The organism is Peribacillus simplex NBRC 15720 = DSM 1321, assembly GCF_002243645.1.
GTDB lineage: Bacteria > Bacillota > Bacilli > Bacillales > DSM-1321 > Peribacillus > Peribacillus simplex.
Map to the genome: position 1 here is coordinate 1147395 of NZ_CP017704.1, position 25603 is coordinate 1172997.

General features: G+C 41.3%; 25 protein-coding genes. 4 read left to right on the top strand and 21 right to left on the bottom strand.

Annotated features, from left to right (window positions below):
• Positions 1–32 precede the first annotated feature (32 nt).
• Entirely contained in the window at positions 33–1793 is a 1761-nt protein-coding gene (locus tag BS1321_RS05335) for a B12-binding domain-containing radical SAM protein (RefSeq protein WP_063232030.1), read from the top strand.
• A gap of 37 nt (positions 1794–1830) precedes the next feature.
• On the opposite strand, the gene BS1321_RS27795 is transcribed toward BS1321_RS05335, so the two are convergent.
• Complete coding sequence (locus BS1321_RS27795; protein WP_169803968.1) at positions 1831–1977, bottom strand: hypothetical protein; 147 nt, start codon at positions 1975–1977, stop codon at positions 1831–1833.
• A complete protein-coding gene (locus BS1321_RS27800; protein WP_094246584.1) occupies positions 1977–2135 on the bottom strand; it encodes a hypothetical protein in 159 nt (52 codons plus the stop codon). Before BS1321_RS27800 ends, BS1321_RS27795 begins: the two co-directional genes overlap by 1 nt.
• Positions 2136–2257: 122 nt before the next feature.
• On the opposite strand from BS1321_RS27800, the gene BS1321_RS05345 reads away from it, so the two are divergent.
• On the top strand, positions 2258–2593 hold the full coding sequence (locus tag BS1321_RS05345; protein ID WP_063232031.1) for a DUF3905 domain-containing protein: 336 nt from the start codon (positions 2258–2260) through the stop codon (positions 2591–2593).
• A 71-nt stretch (positions 2594–2664) separates the two neighbouring features.
• On the opposite strand, the gene BS1321_RS05350 is transcribed toward BS1321_RS05345, so the two are convergent.
• The 14 genes from BS1321_RS05350 to BS1321_RS05415 all read right to left on the bottom strand — a co-directional run bounded on the left by BS1321_RS05350 (position 2665) and on the right by BS1321_RS05415 (position 16506).
• On the bottom strand, positions 2665–3642 hold the full coding sequence (locus tag BS1321_RS05350; protein WP_063232032.1) for a quinone oxidoreductase family protein: 978 nt from the start codon (positions 3640–3642) through the stop codon (positions 2665–2667).
• 16 nt (positions 3643–3658) lie between these two features.
• Positions 3659–4438 carry an enoyl-CoA hydratase/isomerase family protein gene (locus tag BS1321_RS05355; protein ID WP_063232033.1) on the bottom strand — a complete coding sequence of 260 codons (780 nt, stop codon included), beginning with the start codon at positions 4436–4438 and terminating at the stop codon, positions 3659–3661.
• Between the two features lie 17 nt (positions 4439–4455).
• The gene (locus BS1321_RS05360) at positions 4456–5235 is read right to left on the bottom strand and encodes an SDR family NAD(P)-dependent oxidoreductase (protein WP_063232034.1); all 780 of its coding nucleotides are present in this window, start codon (positions 5233–5235) and stop codon (positions 4456–4458) included.
• Between the two features lie 28 nt (positions 5236–5263).
• The gene (locus BS1321_RS05365; RefSeq protein ID WP_230160140.1) at positions 5264–6022 is read right to left on the bottom strand and encodes a 2-phosphosulfolactate phosphatase; all 759 of its coding nucleotides are present in this window, start codon (positions 6020–6022) and stop codon (positions 5264–5266) included.
• Between the two features lie 4 nt (positions 6023–6026).
• Positions 6027–7088 carry a phosphotransferase family protein gene (locus tag BS1321_RS05370; protein WP_063232035.1) on the bottom strand — a complete coding sequence of 354 codons (1062 nt, stop codon included), beginning with the start codon at positions 7086–7088 and terminating at the stop codon, positions 6027–6029.
• A gap of 30 nt (positions 7089–7118) precedes the next feature.
• Positions 7119–7520, bottom strand: a complete 402-nt coding sequence (locus BS1321_RS05375) for an acyl-CoA thioesterase (RefSeq protein ID WP_063232036.1) — start codon at positions 7518–7520, stop codon at positions 7119–7121.
• A gap of 15 nt (positions 7521–7535) precedes the next feature.
• A complete protein-coding gene (locus BS1321_RS05380; RefSeq protein WP_063232037.1) occupies positions 7536–8315 on the bottom strand; it encodes an enoyl-CoA hydratase in 780 nt (259 codons plus the stop codon).
• Positions 8312–9199, bottom strand: a complete 888-nt coding sequence (locus tag BS1321_RS05385) for a 3-hydroxyacyl-CoA dehydrogenase family protein (RefSeq protein ID WP_063232038.1) — start codon at positions 9197–9199, stop codon at positions 8312–8314. Before BS1321_RS05385 ends, BS1321_RS05380 begins: the two co-directional genes overlap by 4 nt.
• A gap of 43 nt (positions 9200–9242) precedes the next feature.
• Positions 9243–9806, bottom strand: a complete 564-nt coding sequence (locus tag BS1321_RS05390; RefSeq protein ID WP_063232039.1) for a TetR/AcrR family transcriptional regulator — start codon at positions 9804–9806, stop codon at positions 9243–9245.
• Between the two features lie 72 nt (positions 9807–9878).
• On the bottom strand, positions 9879–11489 hold the full coding sequence (locus BS1321_RS05395) for a long-chain-fatty-acid--CoA ligase (protein ID WP_063232139.1): 1611 nt from the start codon (positions 11487–11489) through the stop codon (positions 9879–9881).
• A gap of 37 nt (positions 11490–11526) precedes the next feature.
• On the bottom strand, positions 11527–12300 hold the full coding sequence (locus BS1321_RS05400; RefSeq protein WP_063232040.1) for an SDR family oxidoreductase: 774 nt from the start codon (positions 12298–12300) through the stop codon (positions 11527–11529).
• Positions 12297–13469, bottom strand: a complete 1173-nt coding sequence (locus tag BS1321_RS05405) for an acyl-CoA dehydrogenase family protein (protein ID WP_419555887.1) — start codon at positions 13467–13469, stop codon at positions 12297–12299. The genes BS1321_RS05400 and BS1321_RS05405 overlap by 4 nt, the downstream gene beginning before the upstream one ends.
• Before the next feature lie 163 nt (positions 13470–13632).
• Entirely contained in the window at positions 13633–14808 is a 1176-nt protein-coding gene (locus BS1321_RS05410) for an ATP-binding protein (RefSeq protein ID WP_063232042.1), read from the bottom strand.
• Between the two features lie 345 nt (positions 14809–15153).
• Positions 15154–16506, bottom strand: coding sequence for a TrkH family potassium uptake protein (locus BS1321_RS05415; RefSeq protein ID WP_063232043.1), 1353 nt, complete (start codon positions 16504–16506; stop codon positions 15154–15156).
• A 232-nt stretch (positions 16507–16738) separates the two neighbouring features.
• On the opposite strand from BS1321_RS05415, the gene BS1321_RS05420 reads away from it, so the two are divergent.
• Positions 16739–16930 (top strand): alpha/beta-type small acid-soluble spore protein, encoded by a 192-nt coding sequence (locus tag BS1321_RS05420; protein WP_034314196.1) that lies wholly within the window; start codon positions 16739–16741, stop codon positions 16928–16930.
• A gap of 56 nt (positions 16931–16986) precedes the next feature.
• On the opposite strand, the gene BS1321_RS05425 is transcribed toward BS1321_RS05420, so the two are convergent.
• The 4 genes from BS1321_RS05425 to BS1321_RS05440 all read right to left on the bottom strand — a co-directional run bounded on the left by BS1321_RS05425 (position 16987) and on the right by BS1321_RS05440 (position 22003).
• Positions 16987–18306 carry an anti-sigma-I factor RsgI family protein gene (locus BS1321_RS05425; protein WP_063232044.1) on the bottom strand — a complete coding sequence of 440 codons (1320 nt, stop codon included), beginning with the start codon at positions 18304–18306 and terminating at the stop codon, positions 16987–16989.
• Positions 18303–19046, bottom strand: a complete 744-nt coding sequence (sigI, locus tag BS1321_RS05430; RefSeq protein WP_063232045.1) for an RNA polymerase sigma factor SigI — start codon at positions 19044–19046, stop codon at positions 18303–18305. The genes BS1321_RS05425 and sigI overlap by 4 nt, the downstream gene beginning before the upstream one ends.
• 355 nt (positions 19047–19401) lie before the next feature.
• The gene (locus BS1321_RS05435) at positions 19402–20184 is read right to left on the bottom strand and encodes a TerC family protein (protein WP_063232046.1); all 783 of its coding nucleotides are present in this window, start codon (positions 20182–20184) and stop codon (positions 19402–19404) included.
• 259 nt (positions 20185–20443) lie between these two features.
• Entirely contained in the window at positions 20444–22003 is a 1560-nt protein-coding gene (locus BS1321_RS05440) for an aldehyde dehydrogenase family protein (protein WP_063232047.1), read from the bottom strand.
• A 728-nt stretch (positions 22004–22731) separates the two neighbouring features.
• On the opposite strand from BS1321_RS05440, the gene BS1321_RS05445 reads away from it, so the two are divergent.
• Positions 22732–23925 carry an FtsW/RodA/SpoVE family cell cycle protein gene (locus BS1321_RS05445; RefSeq protein ID WP_063232048.1) on the top strand — a complete coding sequence of 398 codons (1194 nt, stop codon included), beginning with the start codon at positions 22732–22734 and terminating at the stop codon, positions 23923–23925.
• A gap of 114 nt (positions 23926–24039) precedes the next feature.
• Here BS1321_RS05445 and nhaC read toward each other — a convergent pair whose 3' ends face one another.
• On the bottom strand, positions 24040–25419 hold the full coding sequence (gene nhaC / locus BS1321_RS05450; protein ID WP_063232140.1) for a Na+/H+ antiporter NhaC: 1380 nt from the start codon (positions 25417–25419) through the stop codon (positions 24040–24042).
• Between the last annotated feature and the right edge of the window lie 184 nt (positions 25420–25603).

The following is a 25603-nucleotide window of genomic DNA, read 5'->3' on the forward strand; positions in this document are numbered from 1 at the left end:
AGGAGCCAGGCGTATCTTTTACGCCCTTTAACATGAATATAATAATCAGTACTCTTAACGCAAAATATATCCATACATCGCTATCCATCCGATATTTAAAAGCTTATGCCCAGCCAGATTATGATGTACAGCTGGCAGAATATACGATAAAAGATCCAATTATGAACATAGTTGGCGACCTTCATTCAAAAAAACCTGATGTCATAGGGTTCAGCTGCTATATTTGGAACATCGAGGAAACAATGAAAGTCGTTGCCATGCTGAAAAAGATCAATCCAGAATTGGTTATCATTCTCGGCGGACCTGAAGTCACCTATGATGTTGGGGAATGGCTTGATCAGATTCCCGGGGCTGATTTCATCGTAATTGGCGAAGGTGAAATCACCTTCAAGGCCCTTTTATCTGAAATTGAAGGTTCGAATGACTATAAGAAGATCGGCGGCATTGCGTATCGACAGGATGGAAAAAAAATCATCCAGCCTCAGAACGGCAAGGTTGATTTGAAATCGCTCCCTTCTCCATATCGTTTGGAGGAAGACCGTGGCGACCTATCTAAACGTGTCACCTATATCGAAACTAGTCGAGGGTGCCCGTTCAGCTGCCAATTTTGCCTTTCATCAATTGAAGTGGGTGTCAGGTATTTTGATCGTGAAAAGATTAAAGAAGATATCAGGTACCTTATGTCTAATGGTGCAAAGACCATTAAATTCGTTGACCGAACCTTCAATATTAGCCGAAGCTATGCCATGGAAATGTTTCAATTCTTAATCGATGAACATCTTCCCGGTGTGGTTTTCCAGTTCGAGATCACGGCGGACATCATGCGTCCGGAAGTTATCCAGTTCTTGAACGATAATGCCCCTGCAGGACTGTTCCGCTTTGAAATAGGGGTACAATCGACGAATGATCATACGAATGATCTAGTAATGAGAAGGCAGAACTTCGAAAAACTGACCAGAACCGTAACCATGGTAAAAGAAGGGCAGAAAATTGATCAGCATTTAGACCTTATTGCCGGTTTACCAGAAGAAGATTATCATTCTTTCAGAAAAACTTTCAATGATGTTTTCGAGCTCAGACCTGAAGAGATGCAGCTTGGTTTCTTAAAGATGCTTCGTGGCACTGGCTTACGGATACGTGCCGATGAACACCAATATATATACAGCGAACATGCTCCCTATGAAATCCTGGGAAATAATGTTTTATCCTTTGATGACATTGTCCGTATTAAACAAGTTGAAGATGTCCTTGAAAAATACTGGAACGATCATAGAATGGATCATACCACGGAATATCTTGTCAAAACGGTATTTCAATCACCATTCGACTTCTTTCAAGATTTCGGTACCTATTGGGATGAACAAGGGTGGTCACGAATCGGACATCAGCTAGAAGACTTGTTCAGACGTTTACAGCAGTTTTTGGCTTCCCGTGAATCCGCTGAACTGAAAAACATTATCGGGCTTATGAAATTGGATTATTTTACGAATCAAAAATACAAACCACGTAAACCTTGGTGGGAAGCTTCATTAGATAAAAATGGGCGGAAAGAGATATATGAAGATATTCTGAATAAGCCTGAGCAGCTTGGTTCCTCTTTCACAGCTTTGGCACTTAATGAAAAAGAAATACACAAACACACATTGCTCGAGGCACTTCCCTTTGATTTGGAAACGTATTTAGCTGAGGGAACAATGGTCGAGAAACCATCGTTCATGCTTGCCTATTTTGATCCGAGTGGTAAGGGCTCAACGATTTTCCCTCACTCAAAATCCGGTAGCATCATTTTTTAAGAATAAGGACGGACCCAAGAATTGGGTCCGTCCTTATTTACTTATCACTATCACGTTTTTTATTTTCTTTTGCCAAAATTTCATAAATTTTGGTTGCATTCATATCGCCGCTGAATTCAATTCCAAATTCAGTTCGTACATGTTTTCCCATCTCTTCCTGGCTGTTCTGTTTTTCTTTATCCATTAACTTCTTCCTTTTCTGCCTTGCTTTGAATTACGGTTGGCACCTTTCATTGCGTTTTCCTCCATTGCGAACTCATTGGAAAATTCATTTTCAGCTTGGTTTCTTTTTGGCGTTTTACTTGCTTTGACAGCACCATCCACATTGGCTTTCCGTTTCATTTTCATCCACCCTTTTTAATATAGTTTACATTTTAGAATGGGGTAAAAATGCCTGAAATTATTCAGGGATAATATAGGGACAGACGAGAAAAATAACCGTAAAACGAAAAGGGAGACACTATATGAAAAAGAAATTGGATTCACCAATTGTAGACGATACACAACCACACCAAATTAACGCACCAAGCTTTAAAGGAACCGGCATAAAACCACAGGCTCCATTCGTCAATGATTATGGAGTCGTCATTGGCGACAGTAAATATGCATCTGAAAACTCACCACTCGAAAATTGGAGCGAAGATACAGACCCGGAAATCATGGCTGGAGACGAATGGATACACCCCACCAATGATATAGGGTGGAATTCAACTGAAAACCGTGAACTGTTAGAGGCTAAAAAAGCGCCGCAGCCGCCTTTCATGCATCCCGATAAAGATGTTAGCACTGATACGGATTGAGTCGTTCCAGAAGGTCAAATGACAGTGAAATCTCATTAACCTACAAGGGGTGCATCATATACCCCTTATTCTCATTTAACCTGCAAAATCAACTTCCCTTTCGTTTGACGGGCGTTCATTTCCTCATGAACGGCTGCTGCCTTTTCAATTGGGTAGATGCCGCCGATAGTTAGCTTAAGCTCCCCAGACGCAACGTAAGAAAAAAGGTCTTCAATGCTAGGCAACAGCAAATCTGGCTGTTTCATGATCTGTGGCAGGAAAAAACCTACGACGCATTGATTGCGCCTCATTAATTGCTGCGGGTTCATCGTATAAGGCTTACGACTGGCATTACCAAAAACAACAAGACGTCCAAATGGAGCCAAACATTTCAATGTTTTATTGAAAATATCCCCTCCAGCCATTTCCAGCGCCACGTCTACTCCCTTCCCTCCCGTGACCTCACGGACTTTCATTTCCCATCCTTCTTTCGTGTAATCGATAAGTTCATCTGCCCCCATCTCTTTAGCGAGTTCCAACTTTTCCACTGTACTGGCGGTGGCTATCACTTTTCCAGCCCCGAAGATTTTGGCTAACTGTACAGCAATCGTTCCCACTCCACCTGCAGCAGCATGAACCAATACCGTTTCCCCCTGTTGCATGCGTCCCATTGTCTTTAGAATATGATAGGCGCTTAGACCTTGAAGGGGCAGTGCAACAGCTTCATGGAACTGAATGGCATTAGGAAGCGGAATGGCCGAGAATTCATCAGATAGGGCATATTCTGAATATCCACCCGATTCAATTAAACTCACGACCCTTGTACCTGGCTTGATTTTGGTCACCTTTCCACCAACTTCCACCACTACGCCAGCCACTTCCGCACCTGGAATGAACGGAAGCGGCGTAGGTACTACATATTGCCCTTCCCTTCTGGCCGTATCTGCATAATTGACGCCGACACAATCGATTTCAATCAGAACTTCATGCCCAGTTGGCACGGGTCTTTCCATTTCAGTCAATTTCAGTACTTCCGGTCCGCCGTATTCTTCAAAATGAATAGCTCTCATCTTTATCCCTCCCTTATTAATTTCCTGTAAATTCCGGTTTTCTTTTCTCTTTGAATGCTGCAACTCCCTCTAGATGATCTTCTGTGGAAGCCATCAAGGTTTGCGTGATACGTTCCTGTTCGAGTATTTCATCAAGTGTAGCCGTAAATGAATGGCTAACGAGCTTTTTCATCATCCCATATGCCTTTGTCGGTCCATTTGCCAGCTTTTCCGCAAGTTTCAATGATTCCTCTTCAAGTTGATTGAGTGGATATATACAATTAATGACACCTAACTGGTATAAGCGTTCCGCAGAAATTGGCTCTGCTGAAAAGAAGAGCTGCTTTGCAAGGTGGGGCCCTACTAATTTAGGTAAAAAATACGAGCCCCCTCCGTCAGAGATCAGGCCTACCTGTGAAAAACTCATGGCAAATTGACTGTCATCGGAAGCCAAGATCATATCACAAGCGAGTGCCAAATTGAATCCGGCCCCTGCCGCAAATCCATGGACAGCAGCGATTACGGGAACCTCAGAGGCATCCAGAGCCAATATGCATTCGTTCATTCTGCCAACATGATCATACAATTGACCTGCAGACGCCTTCCCCATTGACTTAACGTCTCCTCCTGCAGTGAATGACCTTCCCGCCCCTTTGATGATGACTGCCCTTATATGTGGTGTTTGTTTTACATCCTTAATCGCTTTCGTTAAGCTTGCAATCATATCCGGACTAAATGCATTCAAACTTTCAGGACGATTCAAAGTCAGGATCATTACATTATCGATTACTTCTGTCAATAAGTGTTCTTTTAACATTTACCCATCCCCTTTTTCTATTTGATCAACCAGCCGCCATCCACCAATAAATCCGTCCCAGTCATATAGGAAGCCTCCGGGGAAGCAGCAAAGGTAATGACATTACTTATTTCCTCCGCTTTCCCCACTCTTTCCAGTGCCGTGTTCCGTTGTATGGACTTTACGAATTTTTCATTTCGCAATCCATCCTCCGTTAATGGCGTTTCAATGAATCCCGGCGATACGGAATTGACCCGAATGCCGACTGGAGCAAGTTCCAGTGCCAATGATTTCGTTAAACTGATGACTCCGGCTTTAGCAGAGCTATAATGCGGGATGAATGCCCCTGCCTGGTGCCCTGACAGTGAAGCCACATTCACGATTGCCCGATTGATGGAGCCTTCATTTCCACTACCCGCTCCTTCTTCCATCACTTTCCCCAAGTACTTGGAAACTAGAAAGACACTTTTCAAATTGACATGTTGAATCATATCCCAATCAGCTGCAGACGTATCCAAGAGCTTCGAGGACTTTGATCCACCTGCGTTATTGATTAAAATATGAAGGTCACGATATTGTTCCTTCACATACATGGCCAGCTCTATTACATCTTCCTCGACGGTAACATCTGCAGGGAAAATGTCGGCCACTGGAATCGTGTGCCTCGCATTGATTTCTGCAGCTGCCTCCTCCAGCTTTCCTTTCGTCCGCCCTACCAATAACACTTTTGCCCCTTCGTCAGACAAGCGCATCGCTGTAGCTTTCCCAATACCAGAGCCTGCACCTGTCACCACCACTATTGACTGTGAAAACCTCATCCCCTTCACTCCTTATCTGGATTTTGAACTACGTTTCCTGCCTTTTCAATTCAGCCTCGATCCTTCCATCCACCAACTCTGGGACAAGATCCAACGAACCTTTTTGCGCCGCCAATTCCAAATCGGCGATCAAACTATGCTTGTCAAACAACTGTCCGACATATGATGATTTCAGGATATCAAAGGCATTTTCGCTATTCGTACGATAAAGCGCATTGGCAGCCTTTGCTGCATCGTTGAGTATGAACGAGCCTTGCGACCCAGCAATCAGGCAATCTATCAAATGACCTGCACCGTAAAAATCTTCCAGACTGAATTCACCTGAATTTCCCGAACAAACGATGATGATCGTTTCTGTTTTATGATGTTTTTTTATTTTTTCTGCAACAGACGGGTTATTCAACAAAGATGCGATATAAACCTTTTTGGCAGCTGCAGAATTTCTCAACGCAACCGTTCCATTAGTAGTAGAGAGTATTAATGTTTTGCCGCGTACCAACTTACTCAATAGCGTAGGACTCGGATACATTAAATCATCAACCGGCTTTGCTTTTAGTTCCCCTGCCACTATGGAATCCCCATGGTCCAATTCCTGGCTTTTCACCAAGGCATCCACTGGATCCATGACCGGTATCACCTGGCGTGCTCCATCATGAAGTGCCGAAATAATCGTTGTGGTCGCTAATAACACATCCAGGATGACCGCAACTTTCTCCCCTTCTTGAAGCTTTTCCCCATCTATCTCTTCTTTTTTTAGTAGCAAATGAATGTTTTGTATATATTCCATTTTATTAAACTTCCTTCGCAGCTACATTTGCAGCATGAGTGAGTAAGCTTTTAACCGTTTTTCCGAGATTGGAAAAACGGGGATCATTAGTCTGGCCTTTTTTATATCGATAATAGATTTGCTGAAGGATGACAGCTAACTTAAAGTAACCAAAGGTTAAATAAAAATCGACGTTGGAAACATCCCTGCCACTTCTTGCTGCATAAGTCTCGATAAATTCCCTTCGTGTCAGGAAACCAGTTAAAGTCGTTACGGACGCTTGACCAACGCCGATTTTGATAAGTTCCGGGTCACCACTTTCCGTCCAGTAGCTTAAAGCCACTCCTAGATCGGCTAGCGGATCACCAACGGTGGACATTTCCCAATCAAATAAACCAACCATCTCTGTAAGGTCCTGGTTAAACATGGCATTATTGATCTTATAGTCATAATGGATAATTGAAGTCTGGCTATATTTCGGGATATTCTGTTGAAAATAATCGATAAGCGGACGAATTTCCTTGATTTCATCTGTCTTTGCTCTCTCATAGCGGGATATCCATCCGCGTACTTGTCTTTCAATGAACCCTTCAGGTTTGGAAATTTCAACCAACCCCGTGTTCTCATAGGGAATCGAGTGAAGATCAGCAAGCCGATTGACCATGACATAAGAAAGCTGTCGGCACATTTCAACAGTAGGCTCGATTCCCTTGGGAAATTCGGTATCTATTACAATTCCATGTTTCCTTTCCATTAGGAAAAAAGGGGCCCCCGCAATCGATTCATCATCCGAGAACAGAATAGGCTCGGGAGCTGCTTGAAAATACGGGTTGATTGAGGAAAGGATATGATGTTCACGCTTCATATCATGTGCCTTTGGAGCAACAGGGCCAAGCGGTGGCCTTCTGAGAACAGCCTCCCAATCACCAATTTTCAGTTGATAGGTCAAATTGGAATAGCCCGTTGAAAATTGTTGCAATTCTAACGGTTCATTTGGAAGGTCCAATACATTTTTTCTTAGAAAACCTTCTAATGCACCAATATTCAGTTCCTCGCCGGGCCGAACAGGAATCGTATCGTCCACCATGTTCCTCCACTCCTTTAGACTTTTGTCATTCTAATTATGAACAAGATGTGTAATGAGCTTTTCTTTAATAAATTCAGGAATAGGTTCACTTTTTTGATTCAAAAAATTAAAACAGACTAAAACTGCACTTCCTTTAGCAATCACTTCCCCAGTTTGTGAACAGAGGATATCATGTACCATATCACAACTTTTCGTACCTACCATTGTCAAAGATGTACGAATGGTCAAGAGTTGATTGAAATATCCCTGAGCAATAAAGTCGCATTTAGTGGAGGCTAACAAAAAATTCCAAGATTCAACATTCGTCGCTAGGCCTAAATCTTCAAAAAATTTCATGCGTGCTTCTTCGAGGTATATGAAATAGCTTGTGTTATTGATATGGCCCAAAGCGTCCGTTTCGGAAAAACGGACTTTGACTTCCAATTCATGCATAAAACCCCTCCTTGATTAACGATGTACAAAAGCAGGTTTACGTTTATCCAAGAAAGCGGAAACCCCTTCTTTAATATCTTCAGTTTGGAAGATCTCTTCAAAAAGATTCGTTTCAATCTCTAGACCTTGTTCAAGCGTTGCCTCACTTCCTTCATTAATCGCCTTCTTGATTCTCGAAAGTGCCTGAAGTGAGTGCCTTGTCATTCGTGAGGCCAAGATTTTCGCTTCCGATAAGCCGTAGCCCTGCTCAACGACTTTATTTACAAGCCCGATCTTTTCCGCTTCTATGGCACCAAGCGGATCACCGGTAAATATAATCTCTTTTGCTTTTGCGTTTCCTACAAGTCTGGACAAACGCTGTGTACCGCCAGCTCCAGGAAATAAGCCTAATTTCACTTCTGGCAGACCAATTTGAACCTGTGTTTCAGCCACTCGCAAATCACAGGCCAGAGCCAGTTCGCATCCGCCGCCCAAAGTCAGGCCGTTTAATACAGCTATTGTAGGTTTAGGAAACTGGTCGATTTTGGTTAGGACTGCATGACTTTCCTTTACCATTTCTTTCATATTCGGGTTCCCCATCATGCCAGGGAATTCTTTTATATCAGCACCAGCCGCAAATGCGGTATTGCCTGCACCGGTTATGAGTACCGCAACAGTTTCAGTATCTTTTGAAAGTTCATCGAATGTTTCTCCCAATTCTCTGAATACTTGTTTACTGATTACGTTTAATGGAGGATTATCGATGGTTATGACCGCAAGCTTATTTTCCTTAACGACTCTAATTAATTTTGTCATTGATTCTTCACTCCTTGATTTGGATAATCATACCAGCCTTTTCCTGTTTTCCTTCCTAAATGTCCTTTAGTCACCTTTTCTTCTATACAAGCATTTGGCTTGTCTTCTGGATTTCCAGTTTCATTGTATCGCTGCTGCATGACAAAGTATCCTACATCAATACCTGATAGATCCATCAGTTCAAAAGGTCCGATGGGATGGCCTAAAGCTTTCCTGCAAATTAAATCGATATCCTTATAGTCCACAATTCCTTCTTCATACAAATATAAGGCCTCACGCTGCAATGCTCCCAAAATTCGATTGGCTACGAATCCCGATATCTCTTTCCTCAACAAAACTCCTGTCCTATTCATTTTCTCTGTGACTTCCATCGCAAGCTTCGCTGTTTCCTCCGATGTTTGATCACTCATGACAACTTCAACACAATCCATTATTAGAGGCGGGAAAAAGAAATGCATATTAATGAACTTTTCCGGACGATTCGTCACACTCGCAATCAGGCTATTGACGATTGTTGAACTATTCGTGGCAAAAATGGTTTCTGCTGGGGCCATTTCTTCAAGTTTAGCGAAGACTTCCTGTTTCACATCAAGCTTTTCAACAACCGCTTCAATGATCAAATCAGCTCCACTGGCCGCTTTCTCAAGATCGGTGGTATATTGAAGACGGCTAAAAGCAGCCAATTTACGATCTTCAGACAATTTTCCTTTTTGAACCCATTTAGTCAAAATGACGTCCAATTTTTCTTGGGCTGTATTCAACGCTTTTTCCTGAACATCCTGAAGAATCGTTTCGTAACCTCCAAGTGCAGCAAGCATCGCAATTTGATGCCCCATCTGCCCAGCCCCAATTACGGTTATTGATTGAATTTGCTTGTTGGTCATGCCTTCTATCTCCCTTCTACTAACTGGTTAGTATGTAACCTGGTCACGCTTCAATTCCCTGCAGAATCATCCCCATAAAAATGGCTGCAACTTCCTGTTCGGTTTTTTCACCTTCTGGGTCGAACCAATGATAGCTCCAATTGGCCACTCCCAAAATAGCAAACGAGATGATGGATGCATCGAGATTGGAACGTAGTTCTCCGCTCTCGATGCCACTAATCAGCACTTGCTCGATTTTATTACGGAATTCATCCCGCTTTGGAAGGATTTGTGCAAGTTTTTCGTCACTTAGATTTTTCATTTCACGGAAAAAGACCGTTGCGCTGGATTTTTTGGTCTTTATGCTTTTTAAAAGCATCAATACCATATCGAAAAGCTTATCCTTACAGCTTTTCCCAGGTTCCAACATGATTATTTCCTGCTCACTAAGCAACTCGTCTATATAAGCTAGATGAATATCCATAAGCAACTGCTCTTTGCTCGTAAAGTAATAATAAAACGTTCCCTTCGTCACCCCGACCGATTCGACGATATCAGAAATCGACGTTTCACTAAAGCCCTTCTTTTCAAATAAGCGTATGCTATGTTCTGTCATTTTTTCTTTCATGTATGCATCCTCGCAATCTGTTAAAATTTCAGCTGAATTGATATCATACGCTTTCGTACTATCAAAGCCCTCTTATTTCCTGGAAAGTTCTTCTCTTAAAGCTCGCCTTAAAATCTTTCCGACATTTGTTTTCGGTAACTCTTCACGAAATTCAACGAAATGCGGAACTTTATAGGCCGATAGGTTTGCACGGCAGTAATCTATGATTTCCCGTTCATTTGCCGTTTTTTCATTTTTAAGTACAAGCACCGCTTTTACCGACTCCCCTCGGTAAGCATCTGGAACTCCGATGACAACCGCTTCCTGGACAGCAGGATGTTCATAGAGAACTTCCTCCACATCTCGCGGATATATATTATAACCACTTGCGATGATCAAATCTTTTTTCCTGTCGACAATATAGAGATACCCGTCTTCATCAACTTTGGCGATATCACCCGTATAAAGCCAACCATTCCTAAGGGTCACCGCCGTTTCCTCCGGCATATTCCAGTAACCTTTCATCACTTGAGGACCTTTGACGACCAATTCCCCCAATTCGCCAGGGGCCACTTCTTTTGTCCCGTCTCCCAGGTCCATCACTTTATATTCAGTCGAAGGGATACCAATCCCGACACTCCCAGGCTTTCTTTCGGCAAATACGGGGTTACAATGCGTTGTTGGCGAAGCTTCCGTAAGTCCATAGCCTTCCAATATCTTCGCACCTGATTTTCGTTCGAACTCACGTAGCAGTTCCACGGGCATCGGTGCACTTCCGCTGTTACAGACCTGAATTGAGCCCATTCCATATTCTTCTGCCTTTGGATGATTCGTCAATGCTACATACATAGTCGGTACACCAGGAAAAGTGGTCGGCTGTTCACGCTTAATCGTTTCCAGCACTTCTTCTATTTCAAAACGTGGCAGCATGATGGAGTCACCCGCGATATACACGGATAAATTCATTGCGGACGTCATTCCAAAAACATGAAATAGCGGGATGACCGACAGCGTTCTTTCAGAGCCCATTTTTAATTCATGCTTGAAGAATTCATACGATTGAACGACATTGGCGAGAATATTGCTGTGAGTCAGCATCGCCCCTTTTGAACGGCCAGTCGTTCCTCCTGTATACTGAAGAACGGCTATATCATTTTCCGGATCGATAGATACGGGATTGATTTTGCCGTCCCCTGTCTTCATGAATTGGTCAAAAGAAGCATCAGGCTGGAAATCTGCATCCGAAGGCTGAAGGCTTACGGCGATAATATTTTTCACATTTGCATGTTGCTGCACACTTTTCACTTTCGGGTATAATCCATCCAATACCACGATCGTTTCTGCACCGGAGTCCTGTAAAATATGCTGCAGCTCCCTTTCAACCAGCATTGGGTTGATTTGGGTGATAATGGCTCCTGTTGTCAACGATCCATAATAAGCTATTACATATTGCGGACAATTAGGTAGCATGATGGCGACACGATCGCCTTTTTGAACACCTTTTTTTTGCAGGGCTGAAGCAAAGGCTTGCGATGCATGAAAAAGTTCCTGATAAGATATCTTTCGGTCATAAAAAGTAATAGCTGTATTGTTTGGATAGGACTGACATGCATTTTGAAGGATTCTTTGCATCGGAAACTCAGGGACTATTATTTCCTTTGAAATTGAATCAGGATAAACGGAAAGCCATTTTTTTTCATTCATCATTTCATACCCTCCAGCCATATTTACTTTCCTTTCATTACTTTGCATGTGACCCCCCATCGACAATCAAGATATTTCCAGTCACAAAATCAGATGCCTTTGAGGCCAGGAAAACCGCTGCCCCTTTCAAATCATCATCACTTCCTAATCTTTTTAGAGGCGTGGAATCCAAGATAGGATTCTTTCCTTGCTCAAGAACCCCTTTCGTCATTTTTGTCGGAAAGAATCCGGGTGCGATTGCATTAACATTGATATTATGCTGACCCCATTTAACAGCTAAATCCTTCGTTAAAGTAATGACCGCCCCTTTACTCGCATTATATCCGACCGTATCGAGCACCCTCGGGTCGGTCCCCCCTAATCCGGCAACGGAAGCGATGTTTATGATTTTCCCATGTCCCTGCTCAATCATGACCCTGCCTGTTGTCTGGCTCATGATAAAGGTTCCGGTTACATTGACATTCATCACCTTCTGCCACGCTTCAAGGGGCATGTCGACGGCTGGTGCCCCCCAGGATGCCCCGCTATTGTTTACTAAAATGTCGATGGCACCAAATTCACGGTAAGTTTCGTTAACGACTTCCTGTACATCTGACGGATTGGTGATATCACACTTGAAGGAAAGCGCCTTGACTCCAAGCTTTTCGATTTGCGAAGCAACTTCGTCGCATGCCTCCTTCTTCCTTGAACAAAGAACGACATTTGCCCCAGCTTCGGCAAATCCGGTCGCTATTTGTGCTCCCAATCCTCTCCCTCCACCGGTTATGATCGCCGTCTTTCCAGTTAGATCGAATAAGTCGGTAACTTTCATATTTTCACCTCATGCTTTTGCTGGTATTTTCGAAGTTCTATTTTAGCTACTTGTGAGCGGTGAACTTCATCTGGACCATCAGCAAGCCTTAACGTCCGTGCATTTGCCCAATGTGCAGCAAAAGGGAAATCATCGGAAATCCCTGCAGCTCCAAAGCCTTGGATGGCCCTGTCCAGCACATTCAATGCCATATTTGGTGCCACCACTTTTATCATGGCAATCTCCGCCTTCGCTTCCTTGTTCCCGACAGTATCCATCATATAAGCAGCTTTTAAGGTCAGAAGTCTTGCTTGTTCGATTTCAATCCGTGAATCAGCCACCCACTCCATGATCACACCTTGTCTCGCCAATGTTTTACCAAAAGCGACACGATTTTGAATGCGCTTACATAATTCTTCAAGTGCTCTTTCAGCAGCGCCGATCAGCCTCATGCAATGATGTATCCTTCCTGGCCCGAGTCTTCCTTGGGCAATCGCAAATCCTTTGCCTTCACCCCATAGAATATTCGTTGCCGGGACCCTCACATTTTCAAAAGTGATTTCGGCATGGCCATGCGGGGCATGATCATAACCAAACACAGGTAGCATTCTCTCGATTTTGACACCCGGTGCATCCAGCGGTACAAGAATCATTGACTGTTGTTCATGCTTGGACGCCTCAGGATCTGTCTTACCCATGACGATGGCAATCTTGCATCGGGGATCGCCTGCTCCTGAAGACCACCATTTTCGGCCGTTTATGACATACTCATTACCCGCCTTTTCTATCCTGCACTCGATATTGGTCGCATCGGAAGACGCCACTTCCGGTTCTGTCATCGAGAAGCATGAGCGGATTTCCCCAGCAAGCAAGGGCTTCAGCCAGCGTTCCTTATGTTCATCTGAACCGTATCTCACCAACACTTCCATATTACCAGTGTCCGGCGCGTTACAGTTGAAGATTTCAGGTCCTATCGACGACCTACCCATGATTTCACAAAGCGGTGCATATTCTAGATTTGTTAAACCCGCGCCATAATCGCTATCAGGTAAAAATAAATTCCATAATCCTTCTTCTTTTGCTTTTGCCGTCAATTCAGATAATATCGGGGGTATTTCACTCCAGCGGCTCTTCTGTGCTTCGAGCTGCTTTTTGTATAATGATTCATTTGGGTATACGTGCTTTTCCATAAATTCCGTTAACTTCTTTTCCAGACTTTTCACCTTTTGAGTATGTTCAAAGTTCAAATTGAATTCCTCCTTTTAAACTTACTAACCGGTTAGTATGTTATTACTTTTAAAGTATATACACAACATTCAGATTTTTTCAACAATTAAATCATTTATTTTCTTGTCAATCAAGGCCCTGTATCTGGACCTTTTCGTTCTCACTAAATTCCTTTTGTTGGACGGTTGGAAATATACAAACGATTTTCGTACCTTTTTTCAGTTCACTTGTGATGAAAACTTTTCCGCCATGCTTTTCGATGATTCTAAAACAAACGGAAAGACCCAATCCTGTTCCTGATGTTTTTGTAGTGAAAAATGGTTCTCCTACTTTTTGAAGGGAATTTTCCGGAATACCCTCCCCTTCATCCAAAATGCTCAAAAAAACTTCCCCATTTTTTTCATTTATGCTCAAAAAAATATTTCCTCCATAAGGCATCGATTCTATGGAATTTTTTATCATGTTTATTAGTACTTGCTTGATTTGGTTTTCATCAAAGTACATAAAAATAGGTTCTGAATCATAATTTTTATGAATTTGAATATTGTTCAGTACGGCGTTTGTCTCCAACAGCGTAACAACATGGTTGCAGCTTTCCTTTAAATCCTTTTCAAGAAAAACCGCCTCAGTAGGTTTCGATAGCAGCAAGAGTTCATTCAGCACTTGCTCGATTCGATTTATTTCCGAAAAAATAATATCATAGTATTCCTGCTTTTCGGCACCGCCATCTTTAATCAACTTCACGAATCCCATTATCGCTGTCATCGGATTCCTGACTTCATGTGCTATCCCTGCCGCAAGTTGGGCAGCCGTTGATAATTTGCTTGATGTGATTGCCAAATGTTCGTTTAGGCTCACAAGCTTTTCCTCCGCATGTTTACGTTCATTGATTTCCGATAATATGCCCGCCGTCCCGATGAATTTCCCAGCGTCATCGTAAATTAGTTTAACGAATGCTTCAACCCAACTTGTTCCCTTTTTCGCATTTAGTTTAATGTCTGCACGAAAATATTTATTCCCTCGATGAAAGGAGTCCGCAAAGGCCTTTAATACGTCTTGATAAGAAGTGTTATCCATATATTTAGAAAAGTGAAGCCCCAGGGATTCATTCACGGTTGCACCACTCATCGATTTCCATGCCGGGTTTAAGTACAACCATTTCCCTTTCTCATCCGTTTGGAATATAACCTCATTGAAGCTATTGATCAATTCTTTAGAGTAATTGGAGATAATGCGATAACGCCCTTCGCTATCCTGCAATAAAGCAATCGTTTTCCGTTTATGATCAAATATGGCACCCAAACACCAGGCAATGGTTAAAATTACGATTAAATATATTCCTGCAAAGGCGGAAAACCTTCTTTCTTCATATTGATATTACCCTATATAGGGTAATATCAATATGAAGAAAAGGGCAGGGATAAAGATCCTTCCAGTATATTTCTTCACTTCATCCACCTCCTTATCAAAATGATTTATACTCTATCAGAATGAATTCGAAGTAAGGGGTCAAAATAAGCATATTTATATATATAGAAATGGTAGAATACTCACTTATAGGTAAATTTCAACATTTTGTCCGTGATTCCTGCAAACAAAACAAAAAACCTTTCCTCGATGGAAAGGTTACTGTCCTACTTATATCATTTACCCAATGATTACGCGTTCCTTTGGATAATGGAAATTTTCCGTAACTTCTTTATGGCCTATGATATACAGGAGGGAGGTTATCCCGACACGGCCAATGAACATAATGATCATAATGACAATTTTACCGGTATTACTGAGTTCAGGCGTAATGCCCATCGAAAGGCCAACTGAACCAAAAGCCGAACACACTTCAAAAATGATTTGCATCAAAGTAAAATTTTCAGTAATAGATAAAATGAAGACCGCGATTATGCAAAGGAGCGATCCCATGATCATAACTGCTGTCGCTTTTCGAATATCATCGGGATGAATCTCCCGCTTGAACACTTTAATGGAACGCCTTCCCCTCATAAAATTCCATAAAAAGAGAATCATTATTGCCAGGGTAGTTGTCCGGATACCGCCTCCAACTGAACTAGGAGATGCTCCAATAAACATCAATATGCTCATCAATAAAAGGGTCGGTTCCGAGAAATCGCTCACATTCATCGTAGCAAGGCCACCACTTCTCGTATTCGATGACATAAATAGAGAGTAAAAAAAAGATTCATGCCAGCTCTTATCTTTAAAAAACCCGTTCATCTCCAGCAGGAAGATAAGAATAGTTCCCCCAATGATAAGGCACAAGAAAGTGACTGATGTCAGTTTCGTGAACAAAGAAAAATGAAACTTATAAGTACGGGCTCTATTGGATAAAAACTCTTTCAACTCAATCAACACAGGAAACCCGATAGCTCCAAGGGTAAGCAGAATAATCGTGATGAATTGTACAAAATAATCGTCTTTAAATGGAATCATTGAAATACCGGTAATATCAAAACCAGCATTCGTGGTGGCACTTACGGCTAAAAATAAGCCATTTAAAAAAGCTTCTTTCCAGTTTGGAAAATAATTCAGAAAGTAAATGCCTAAAACTAGAGCCCCAATCATTTCAATTACGACAAATATCTGAATGATTTGAATCAATAATTTAACAAGCCCCGAAAGATTCGATTGGTTTTGATCTGTCATGATCAATTGTCTTTCCTTCAAGCCGATTTTCTTACCCAAAATCAACCAGAAAAACGTTCCAAGTGTCATGATGCCAATACCGCCAAATTGGAGAACAAACATTAGAATGAAATAGCCTACCTCATTATACACTTCGGGCAAACTAACAACTGTTAGACCTGTCACACTAACTGCACTTACGGCTGTGAATAATGCATCCATGAATTCAAATTCTACGCCTGGCTTAAGAGCAACAGGCAGACTCAACAGTACGGTCGAGATACTTACGGCCAAAAAGTAATAACCGACGATAAGCTGAGCTGGTGTTAACTTTGATAATATTTTTTTGATAGCAACCATAAAGAGTTTCCTTTCTTACTCCTCTATAGTTATGCGAATCACATAACCATTAAAAATCTAGTTTACCCTTTTTTCATTCTTTTTTCCATTCTCTTTTAAAACTGACTTTCTTACAACAAAAAGGCAGGTTTACCAATAAGTTTGATGCCGCTCATATAAGTAAAAATCCGCTTTCTACTTATACTATCATTACAGCGGCAAAAGCCGTTGAAAAAGTAAAGGGGAGATTCAAATGGCTAACAGCAGTAACAATCTTCTTGTTCCTGGAATCGAACAAGCATTAGAACAAATCAAATATGAAATTGCATCTGAATTCGGTGTACAATTAGGTTCCGATACTTCAGCACGTGCCAATGGTTCAGTTGGCGGAGAAATCACGAAACGTCTTGTACAACAAGCACAATCTCAACTTAAAGGTCAATAATTTCTATCACAATTAAATATCCATGGCTAAGAGTCCAGCTGCATGCTGGACTCTTTTTAATCCTTATGTCCATGTCCATTTCCGTTTCCATTTTTGCCTTTACCCCTTTTCGACTTATCCCAATCTTGCTTACCTTGTTTATTTTGCTTATTTTGCTTATTCTGTTTATCTTGCTTACCTTGTTTATTTTGCTTATCTTGCTTACCTTGTTTATTTTTATTTTGCTTATTTTGTTTATCTTGCTTCCATTGTTTATTTTGCTTATTTCTATTGTCGTGCTTTATTTGATCATTATTATTCTTTTCTATGGCTGATGAAACTTTTTTCACATCGAACTTTTTATCATTCTTTTCATTTTTCTGCTTGTTCTTTGATTGGTTGCTGTGATCGCTATCGTATTTTCCTTTTGACTCGTTGCTTTTTTCCTTGTATCCATTTATGGCATTCCGTTTTCCAATTGTATCTTCCCGTTCGGTTTTTTCCTTAATTTTGGTAAATTGCGTTCCCGGGTTTTTCCGTTCAGTCGGTTTGGCTTCATTGGCCGGTTTTTGCTTTTTTTCAATTGCATTATTCTCTTTTTTCTTTTCTTCATCCGATTTGTTTTCCGTACTCAGCGTTACGCTCTTCTCTTTAGGAATAACAACCTTTTCCGCGACTTTTTTATCTGGCGCTGGAGCAGGCTCCCTCTTATTGACTTTTACCTTTTCTTTATCTTCATTCAACTTCTTTTCGAGATACTTACCCGTGGATATGCCTTGTTCCCTTGCTTGCTTCCGATCGCTTTTTGTTGCCTGGATCACTTTCATTCTTGTATTAGAAACATTATCCTGCTCAGATATTTCTTTTATATCTTCTTTTAAATTCTTATCCAGTTCTTTATTTTTTTTCAATAACGTTGTGGAAACGACGATTTGTTTATTTCCTTTCAAATAACCAAGTTGCTTCGTCGTTTCAACGATTCGGTTTGTAACAATCTTTATATCCTTGCCTTCCCAGTCCCTCAGCTGACTAATCACAAGCTTGCCGTCTTCATTTAAACCGGTAAGTTTGAGAACTTCTAAATCATTATCAAGCTCCAATTCAATGCTTGGATTCACATCTATCGTCATATATGCCGACACAGGACCAGAGAAATAAGAAGGAAGAATCGAAAAGAGAATCAAGAAGGTGGAGGCAATGCTTAGCACGGCGGTTTTTTTGAAAGATGAATGAAAATTGGAAAAGGCTAAAGTGAACTTTTGTTTAGCAGGTGAAAAAGTGATTTCCTCACCCACTTCATATACCCGTTCCTGCCTTTTGGTTTTCAGAAATTCACCCTCGGGGGTCAATAGGGTTACAAATCGCTTATTAACTGAAAGAATAACTCCTTTTTTCATCCATCGATAGCCCCTTTTATATAATCATTCAAATATAAAAAATCTCCGTTTATTATGATTGCCACAGCAATGATGTATTTTCTGTTCCGTTCAATCGTTTTTCTGCTTAGTTCCACTTTTCCCTCAAGCTGTTTTACTGGCAGCCGTTTTTTTGCAAACAGGATTTCTTTCAGTTCGTCATCTTCCATTAACAATTTAGCGATCATAATAGCTCCCTTCCTGGCATCTGCATGTTTGGGAGAGTTTTCAACTAAATCCTCAAATGACAGACCAAAATCCTGTAGATGGCTTATATAAAGCTGAATTTCTTCTTTTCTTCTTTCCGATTCCTTCTGCTTCTCGTATTCATTGATGGAATTTTCATTATCAATATATATATGGCTTTGATCATTATCATCATTCAGTGATAAATCCAATACAACTTCTTTTTGTTTGGACTGGCTTCTTAAATAATCTATAACCCTTCGTTTAACGAGGGTTTCGGCAAATGCCAATAAAGAACGGCCTTTTTCCGGGGAATATTTTTCGATTGCCTCGTTAAAAGCAATCATTCCAATACTGAATTCATCATCTGATTCGTATATGTAACGTTTGCAAACCGATGACACTGTTTTCGCAATAAAAGGTTTGAATGACTCTATAGTATCATTACGAAGGCTTATATCGCCTTGTTGAATTTTCAATACGGTTTCTTCTAAAGAACGCTTTTTTTTGAATGCTGTAAACAACACACCAAGCATCTGCTCACCTCGCTCCTGTTGAACATAAAATACGCATCAACATACTTATATTAAGCGGAGGGAGTCTAAAAGACAGTACCAAAAGAACTATTTTTGCGATTTAAATGAAATCACATAATATATCAACATGATAAAATACTTAGTTTTTTCTCGTTTATTACAGTGCAATTACAGTAAAGTATCTTTTTACGGATTTTTGTCCAATACAATGGGACAATTGTCATTTTTATAACCGGAATTTAATATTCACATCTTTTAACATATCATTCGTAAACATACCTGCCCTTATGAGGGTCATCTTCATAAATACATTAAAAAGCAAAAAAAATAGGCGTGACCAGCACGCCTGTTTTTTTTAAGCTTCCTGTATTTTTTTCTCTTCTTTCTCTTTTTTTTCTTTTTTGCTTGAAATGATCCATGCACCTGCTGCAATTCCAATCAAAACGACCCAGAAAATCGATTTCCAAAGAGTTGATTCTGGAAAATGATGATCGATGACAGCCAGTGAAGGATGCGCGAGTGTGTGTACCGCCAATTTCACTCCAACCCAACCCACAATCAAAAATGCTGCCGTTTCAAGTGAAGGACGCTGATGAAGCAACTTCACGAATGCATTTGCTGCAAATCGCATAATGATCAATCCAATCATACCGCCGAGGAACATGACAGCGAATTGCCCTCCGTCAATACCGCCGACTTTCATCCAGCCTGTTGCCGGAAGTGTAACAGCCAGTGCGACGGCAGCCAACATGGAATCGATTGCGAAAGCTATATCAGCCGCTTCAACCTTTACTACGGTCATCCAGAAGCCAGATTGCTTTTTAGGCTTCGTGATTTCCTTCTCACCTTTACCAGCGTATTTTTTGTAAATGTTCTGAAAAGCAATGAAAAGTAAATAAATCGCACCGATTGCTTGAATTTGCCACACGTCGACAAGAAAGGAAATAAGGAATAAACTTGCAAAGCGGAAAACAAAAGCTCCCATCAGACCATAAAACAAGGCTTTTCGCTGTTGTTCTTTTGGCAAATGCTTAACCATGACAGCCATGACGACTGCATTATCAGCAGCAAGTATCCCTTCTAATCCAACCAAGATAAGAAGTACCCAGCCATATTCCAATAATATTGATGCTTCCATCCATTCAACCTCCAATAGTTTGTATTTCCTCCATATTGGCATTGGCAAAATAAAAAGACCTCTGCCATATAGGCAAAGGTCTTGCTGAACATGAAATCATGTCAACAAAGCCGATGAATGTTTAACATTCACGTAATGACGACTTTGTTTTAGGGCGAACCCTAACGCTACTCCCCTTTGAAAAGGAAAATCAGTTATTAAGTATATTAATAGTATACGCGCTCGTTATGAAAATAACAATCTTTTTTATAAATGGATTTCATTTTCGGTTCCCTTTGGATAATTTAATCAATCGCAAATATTCTTTGCCGAAACGAATCCAATTCGGTTTGGCAGAAAAGTAATTCTGAAACAGCGATAAAAAACTCGTGTATTTCCCTTCATATGGATACCATTGTATTTCTGTATCGTTTTTACCTTTATCGATCATAATCGCTTTTTCATGGCAGAAAATCTTCAATCCATGCTCGCCATGATAACGGCCAACCCCACTTTGTTTGGCACCGCCAAATGGTAAATGATGATTAGCAACAGTAATCAGCACATCATTGATCGTCACCGCCCCGGTTACTAACTGAGACGCAATCCTGCATGCTTTTTCCCTATCCATCGTCCAAACGCTGGAATTGAGTCCATATTCACTTTCATTTGCCAGGGCGATCACTTCTTCCTCCGTATCGAAAGGCAAAACAGGCAACACGGGTCCGAACGTTTCTTCTTTCATGATTTTCATGGAATGATCGACATTGGACAGAATTGTCGGCGGAATGAAATGGGTCTGTCCCGTTTTCCACTCTTTTGGAGGTGTTCCGGTTTCAAGTACAGCGCCCTTATTCAGTGCATCCTCCAGATGTCCAGCCACAATATCAACTTGTGCCGGGAAAGTCATTGAACCGATATCATCCTTCGATTGCACCCCCTGCCTCATGGACTTCGTTTTTTCTTTAAGAAGCATTAGGAATTCGTTATAAACCGGACGTTCCACATAAACCCTTTCAACACTCATGCACACCTGCCCGCTATTTGTGAAAGCCCCCCAAAGAGCCCCATTCACAGCCCGTTCAAGGTTAGCATCACCCAGAACGATCATCGGATCCTTACCGCCAAGCTCCAGTGTCGTTGGAATCAGGTGTCTTGCTGCGACCTCACCAATCATTTTTCCGGTCCTTACAGATCCAGTAAAAAATATATAATCTGGTTTTTGCTCAGTTAATGCCGCACCCAATTCTTTCCCTCCATGGGCAAACTGTATAGTTCCTTCTGGGAAACCAGCTTCAAGAAACAGATTTTCGATGCACACCCCAACTAAAGGAGTTACCTCTGAAGGCTTGGCGATGACTGTATTTCCCGCTGCTAGAGCATTAAGAATGGGAACCATGGAAAGCTGCAGCGGATAATTCCATGGTGAAATGACGAGAATCGTTCCTCGGGGCATATAATGGATATAAGATTTTTTTCCAATTAACATGAGTGGAGTGGTGACCTTCCGTCCGGAAAGAGTTTTCACTGCATGTTTCTCGATATGCTTGATTGCATCAATGGTTGGCATGATGTCAGCAACCAGCGCTTCAATTTTCACTTTTCCCGTATCTTTTGAAATGACTTCAGCTATTTCATCCATTTTTTCAACCATCAATAAACGGAGCCGTTTTAAATAGTGCAACCGTTCCTTGATGGGAAGATTCGACCAAGATTGGAACGCATGTCTTGATTTCTTATATATATGAGGTATCGAATTCAATGGCGTTGTGACGATTTCCGCAATCTTCTCACCTGTTGCCGGAGAAAACACTTCCAACTTGTCATGTATTTCTTCCATAACTACTCCCCTTGCTTTACCTTATTTTTATTGGTACTCCATATCATTTTTATGCTTTAAATAAAAATCGACCAAAGCAGGAATGCCTTCCCTGAAATGCAGCAAAAAGATAAGAGCGTCTGACTACTTTTCTTAAACAGTTCACCAGCGAAACGTTAATAAACTTCACAAACGTACGAGGTTTTTCCTTGAACCCTCTTTATATAATGCCAGAGACGCAGCAGCCTGTATAATATAATCGTTTGGAACCAAGTTCACAACCGGTCCCCTCTCTTCATAAGATTCCTGCCCGATTCCTGCCACATAATCGGTGCTAAAATAAGTATACCTCTTACTCTGATAAATTCGTTTACAGTAACCACTACATCACATCACGTTTTACAACTCAATTGGTGAAACCCCTTGAAATCCATCCCTTTCACAAATAACCTTAAATAGTAATCTTCCAGACATAACAGCACCACAAAAATGGAATATATAGTAAAAAGTTTTCATTATTAAGAGGAGTATTCACGTTCGCTATCGAAGGTAATGTATAGGAATCCGAATTCGGCTATAGGCAAAAAGGAAATCCAGCAGACAAGTTTATCGGTTTTTAGTGTTTAATATTGGGTAATGGAGGATAAATTCATATTATCGAATAAAAATTATTATCTATATAACCGATTTTCCGTTACTATATAAGAAGGCGATTTTTTCGCGCATACATATTTGAGGTGAGCGCACAAGTGAAAAGAATAATTAAAGCATACGACTTCCCTATTTTCATCGCTGTCGTATTACTCTGTTTGTTTGGTTTAGTCATGATTTACAGTTCGAGCATGATTACTGCTGTCGCTCGATACGACAAGCCCATGGATTTCTTCTTTGAGAAACAAAAAACGGCCTTTCTCATTTCATTTCTGGCAATGATTGTCACGATGATCCTTCCCTATAAGATGTACAAAAACAAAATGTTCTTGATGTCTATGATGTTTGGGATGGCCGGTGTCCTTTTGCTGCTATTTATCTTCGGCCATACAGCAGGAAATGCCACAAGCTGGTTCAAGTTAGGGACAGCATCGATCCAGCCCGCCGAATTTTCCAAATTAGCCATGATCATTTATCTGGCAGCCATTTACGGAAAAAGGCAGGATCGTATCAATAGTATTGATAAAGCCGTCATTCCCCCGATTTTCTTTCTGGTATTCATCTGTTTTTTAATCGGAATACAGCCTGACTATGGAACGGCAGCTGTCATTTTCCTGATTTCAAGTACCATGATCATTTCATCCGGGATGTCTTTTAAGAGTATATTCAAACTCTCTTTGATTACTGCGATTTTTGTTGCCATTTTTGCATTAGGGGTACTCGTGACAGGAAATTTCTCAGCCGTTCTCTCTGAAAATAAAGTGTCTCGTTTTACGGGGTTTGCAGACCCTTTCGGAAAGGCAGGAGAAAGCGGGTATCAACTCGTGAATTCATTATTCGCAATAGGATCCGGCGGACTTACTGGAGTGGGACTTGGTGACAGTGTACAAAAATACGGGTACCTGCCTGAATCACATACTGATTTCATCATGGCCGTCATTGCAGAAGAGCTCGGAATATTCGGAGTGGGATTCGTTCTATTGACACTAGGTTTTATCGTCCTAAGGGGATTTGTACTTTCAGCAAAATGCAAAGATCCATTTGGAAGTCTTTTATTGATCGGCATCTCATCCATGATCGGCATTCAAGTTGGCATCAACGTTGGCGGAGTGACTGGACTTATCCCAATTACAGGGATCACCCTTCCATTCATCAGTTATGGAGGATCTTCCTTACTGCTGCTCATGCTTTCAATGGGCATATTCCAAAATGTCGTCATGCGAATGAATTTACTTGAACAGAAAGAAAAGGTCGTGTCCATCCCAAAAGATGAGATTGCGTCTTCAAAATAAACGATCAACTTCTTGACCCCCTGATATTTCTGTTCATGTCAGGGGGTCTTTCCCTTCTTCCTCAAGGTTATGGAAGTTAAAAAAACAGGCAGTCGAAACCGACCGCCTGTTTTTTTATTTATAATGGATACCGATTTTCGTAAAGCCAGCAATCAAACTGAGCAATGGACAAAGTAAGCAGAAGAATGCAAATGGGGCATATTCAAGGGTTGATACACCCAATACCTGTGTCAGGAATACACCGCAGACACCCCAAGGAACCAGAGGATTCACAACTGTTCCCGCATCTTCAAGTACCCTCCCAAGCGTTTTTGGCTGCAATCCTAAATCTTCATATTTCTGCTGAAAGGCTTTCCCAGGCAGTATAACTGACAAATACTGTTCCCCCACTAGGAAATTCACGCTGATTCCTGCAAATACGGTAGCTGAAATCACTTTCGCTACACTCGTCAATGAATCCTGGACCGCATTTAAAATAGAAGGGATGACTCCTAATTCAAACAATAGTCCGCCCATCGCCAATGCCAACAACACCATCGAAACGGAGAACATCATACTTTCAATGCCGCCCCGCGATAGGATTGAGTCAAGTTGATCCATTCCACTCTTCAGTACAAAACCGCCGTATAAGATATCCGCTAGTTTTGCAACTGTCAAACTTGGCGTTTGTATGAAAGCAATGACAGCCGCCGAAACGATTCCTGCTGACAATGTCGGAATCGCCGACACCTTTTTCAAAGCCATGACTAGAACGATGACAAACGGAATCAAACTCCATATGCTAATGTTCGTTTCCATTTCCAAGGCTTTGGTCATGGCTTCGATTTCCTCAACACGGGACAGTTTGACATTCGGTGAAAGGAAGTAAAAGATGATAAGTGATATTATAAAACCTGGAATCGTTGTCCAAAGCATATTATTAATATGTTCAAATAATGGTACTCCAACCGTTCCGGAAGCAAGGTTGGTCGAGTCGGATAATGGAGACATTTTATCCCCAAGAAATGCACCGGAAATGATTGCACCGGCTGTAATCGCCAACGATAAATCCATCGCCGCCGCCATACCTATGAAAGCAACTCCGATCGTGGCTGATGTTGTAAGTGAACTCCCGATACAGAGCCCAATTAGCGAACACACCAGAAATGTGACCGCATAGAAATATTCACCAGAAATCCAGTCAAACCCATAGTACATGATGGTAGGGATCGTCCCGCTTGCCATCCAGATCGAAATTAGCATTCCAATGAAAAAGAATATATAGATAGCTCCCATACCAGAAACTGCACCTTTAACGATAGCAGCCTCCATAATCGAAAATGGCAGCTTCTTGATCTTTCCATAAACAAATAGAAATAGGATAGCAGCTATTATTGGAATATGGGGGGCAAGTCCATAATGTATGATACCAGTTGCAATGATTAAGAAAAGAACTGCCAAAACCCCGATTGCTTCAGGTAAGGAGAGTTTTAGCTTTGCATCTTCAAGACGCATGATGTATTTCCCCGCTTTCATGTTGTGTATTCTCTGAGGTAAGGATCGGACCTTTTCACTCCTCATAATTACTGAAACGCTTTTAAGCGCTAAAGTTACTAGCTAAATATAAAGGAGTTTCAGGAGATTGTCAAAGGAATAATAATCTATTTTAGTAGAATTCGATTCTTCATTTCCTTTTTAT

Excerpts from the sequence above, each read along its gene's own strand:
- BS1321_RS05335 (WP_063232030.1), top strand. The coding sequence starts at position 33 with ATGAATATAATAATCAGTACTCTTAACGCAAAATATATCCATACATCG.
- BS1321_RS27795 (WP_169803968.1), bottom strand. The coding sequence starts at position 1,977 with ATGGATAAAGAAAAACAGAACAGCCAGGAAGAGATGGGAAAACATGTA.
- BS1321_RS27800 (WP_094246584.1), bottom strand. The coding sequence starts at position 2,135 with ATGAAACGGAAAGCCAATGTGGATGGTGCTGTCAAAGCAAGTAAAACG.
- BS1321_RS05345 (WP_063232031.1), top strand. The coding sequence starts at position 2,258 with ATGAAAAAGAAATTGGATTCACCAATTGTAGACGATACACAACCACAC.
- BS1321_RS05350 (WP_063232032.1), bottom strand. The coding sequence starts at position 3,642 with ATGAGAGCTATTCATTTTGAAGAATACGGCGGACCGGAAGTACTGAAA.
- BS1321_RS05355 (WP_063232033.1), bottom strand. The coding sequence starts at position 4,438 with ATGTTAAAAGAACACTTATTGACAGAAGTAATCGATAATGTAATGATC.
- BS1321_RS05360 (WP_063232034.1), bottom strand. The coding sequence starts at position 5,235 with ATGAGGTTTTCACAGTCAATAGTGGTGGTGACAGGTGCAGGCTCTGGT.
- BS1321_RS05365 (WP_230160140.1), bottom strand. The coding sequence starts at position 6,022 with ATGGAATATATACAAAACATTCATTTGCTACTAAAAAAAGAAGAGATA.
- BS1321_RS05370 (WP_063232035.1), bottom strand. The coding sequence starts at position 7,088 with ATGGTGGACGATACGATTCCTGTTCGGCCCGGCGAGGAACTGAATATT.
- BS1321_RS05375 (WP_063232036.1), bottom strand. The coding sequence starts at position 7,520 with ATGCATGAATTGGAAGTCAAAGTCCGTTTTTCCGAAACGGACGCTTTG.
- BS1321_RS05380 (WP_063232037.1), bottom strand. The coding sequence starts at position 8,315 with ATGACAAAATTAATTAGAGTCGTTAAGGAAAATAAGCTTGCGGTCATA.
- BS1321_RS05385 (WP_063232038.1), bottom strand. The coding sequence starts at position 9,199 with ATGACCAACAAGCAAATTCAATCAATAACCGTAATTGGGGCTGGGCAG.
- BS1321_RS05390 (WP_063232039.1), bottom strand. The coding sequence starts at position 9,806 with ATGAAAGAAAAAATGACAGAACATAGCATACGCTTATTTGAAAAGAAG.
- BS1321_RS05395 (WP_063232139.1), bottom strand. The coding sequence starts at position 11,489 with ATGAATGAAAAAAAATGGCTTTCCGTTTATCCTGATTCAATTTCAAAG.
- BS1321_RS05400 (WP_063232040.1), bottom strand. The coding sequence starts at position 12,300 with ATGAAAGTTACCGACTTATTCGATCTAACTGGAAAGACGGCGATCATA.
- BS1321_RS05405 (WP_419555887.1), bottom strand. The coding sequence starts at position 13,469 with ATGGAAAAGCACGTATACCCAAATGAATCATTATACAAAAAGCAGCTC.
- BS1321_RS05415 (WP_063232043.1), bottom strand. The coding sequence starts at position 16,506 with ATGGTTGCTATCAAAAAAATATTATCAAAGTTAACACCAGCTCAGCTT.
- BS1321_RS05420 (WP_034314196.1), top strand. The coding sequence starts at position 16,739 with ATGGCTAACAGCAGTAACAATCTTCTTGTTCCTGGAATCGAACAAGCA.
- BS1321_RS05425 (WP_063232044.1), bottom strand. The coding sequence starts at position 18,306 with ATGAAAAAAGGAGTTATTCTTTCAGTTAATAAGCGATTTGTAACCCTA.
- sigI (WP_063232045.1), bottom strand. The coding sequence starts at position 19,046 with ATGCTTGGTGTGTTGTTTACAGCATTCAAAAAAAAGCGTTCTTTAGAA.
- BS1321_RS05435 (WP_063232046.1), bottom strand. The coding sequence starts at position 20,184 with ATGGAAGCATCAATATTATTGGAATATGGCTGGGTACTTCTTATCTTG.
- BS1321_RS05440 (WP_063232047.1), bottom strand. The coding sequence starts at position 22,003 with ATGGAAGAAATACATGACAAGTTGGAAGTGTTTTCTCCGGCAACAGGT.
- nhaC (WP_063232140.1), bottom strand. The coding sequence starts at position 25,419 with ATGCGTCTTGAAGATGCAAAGCTAAAACTCTCCTTACCTGAAGCAATC.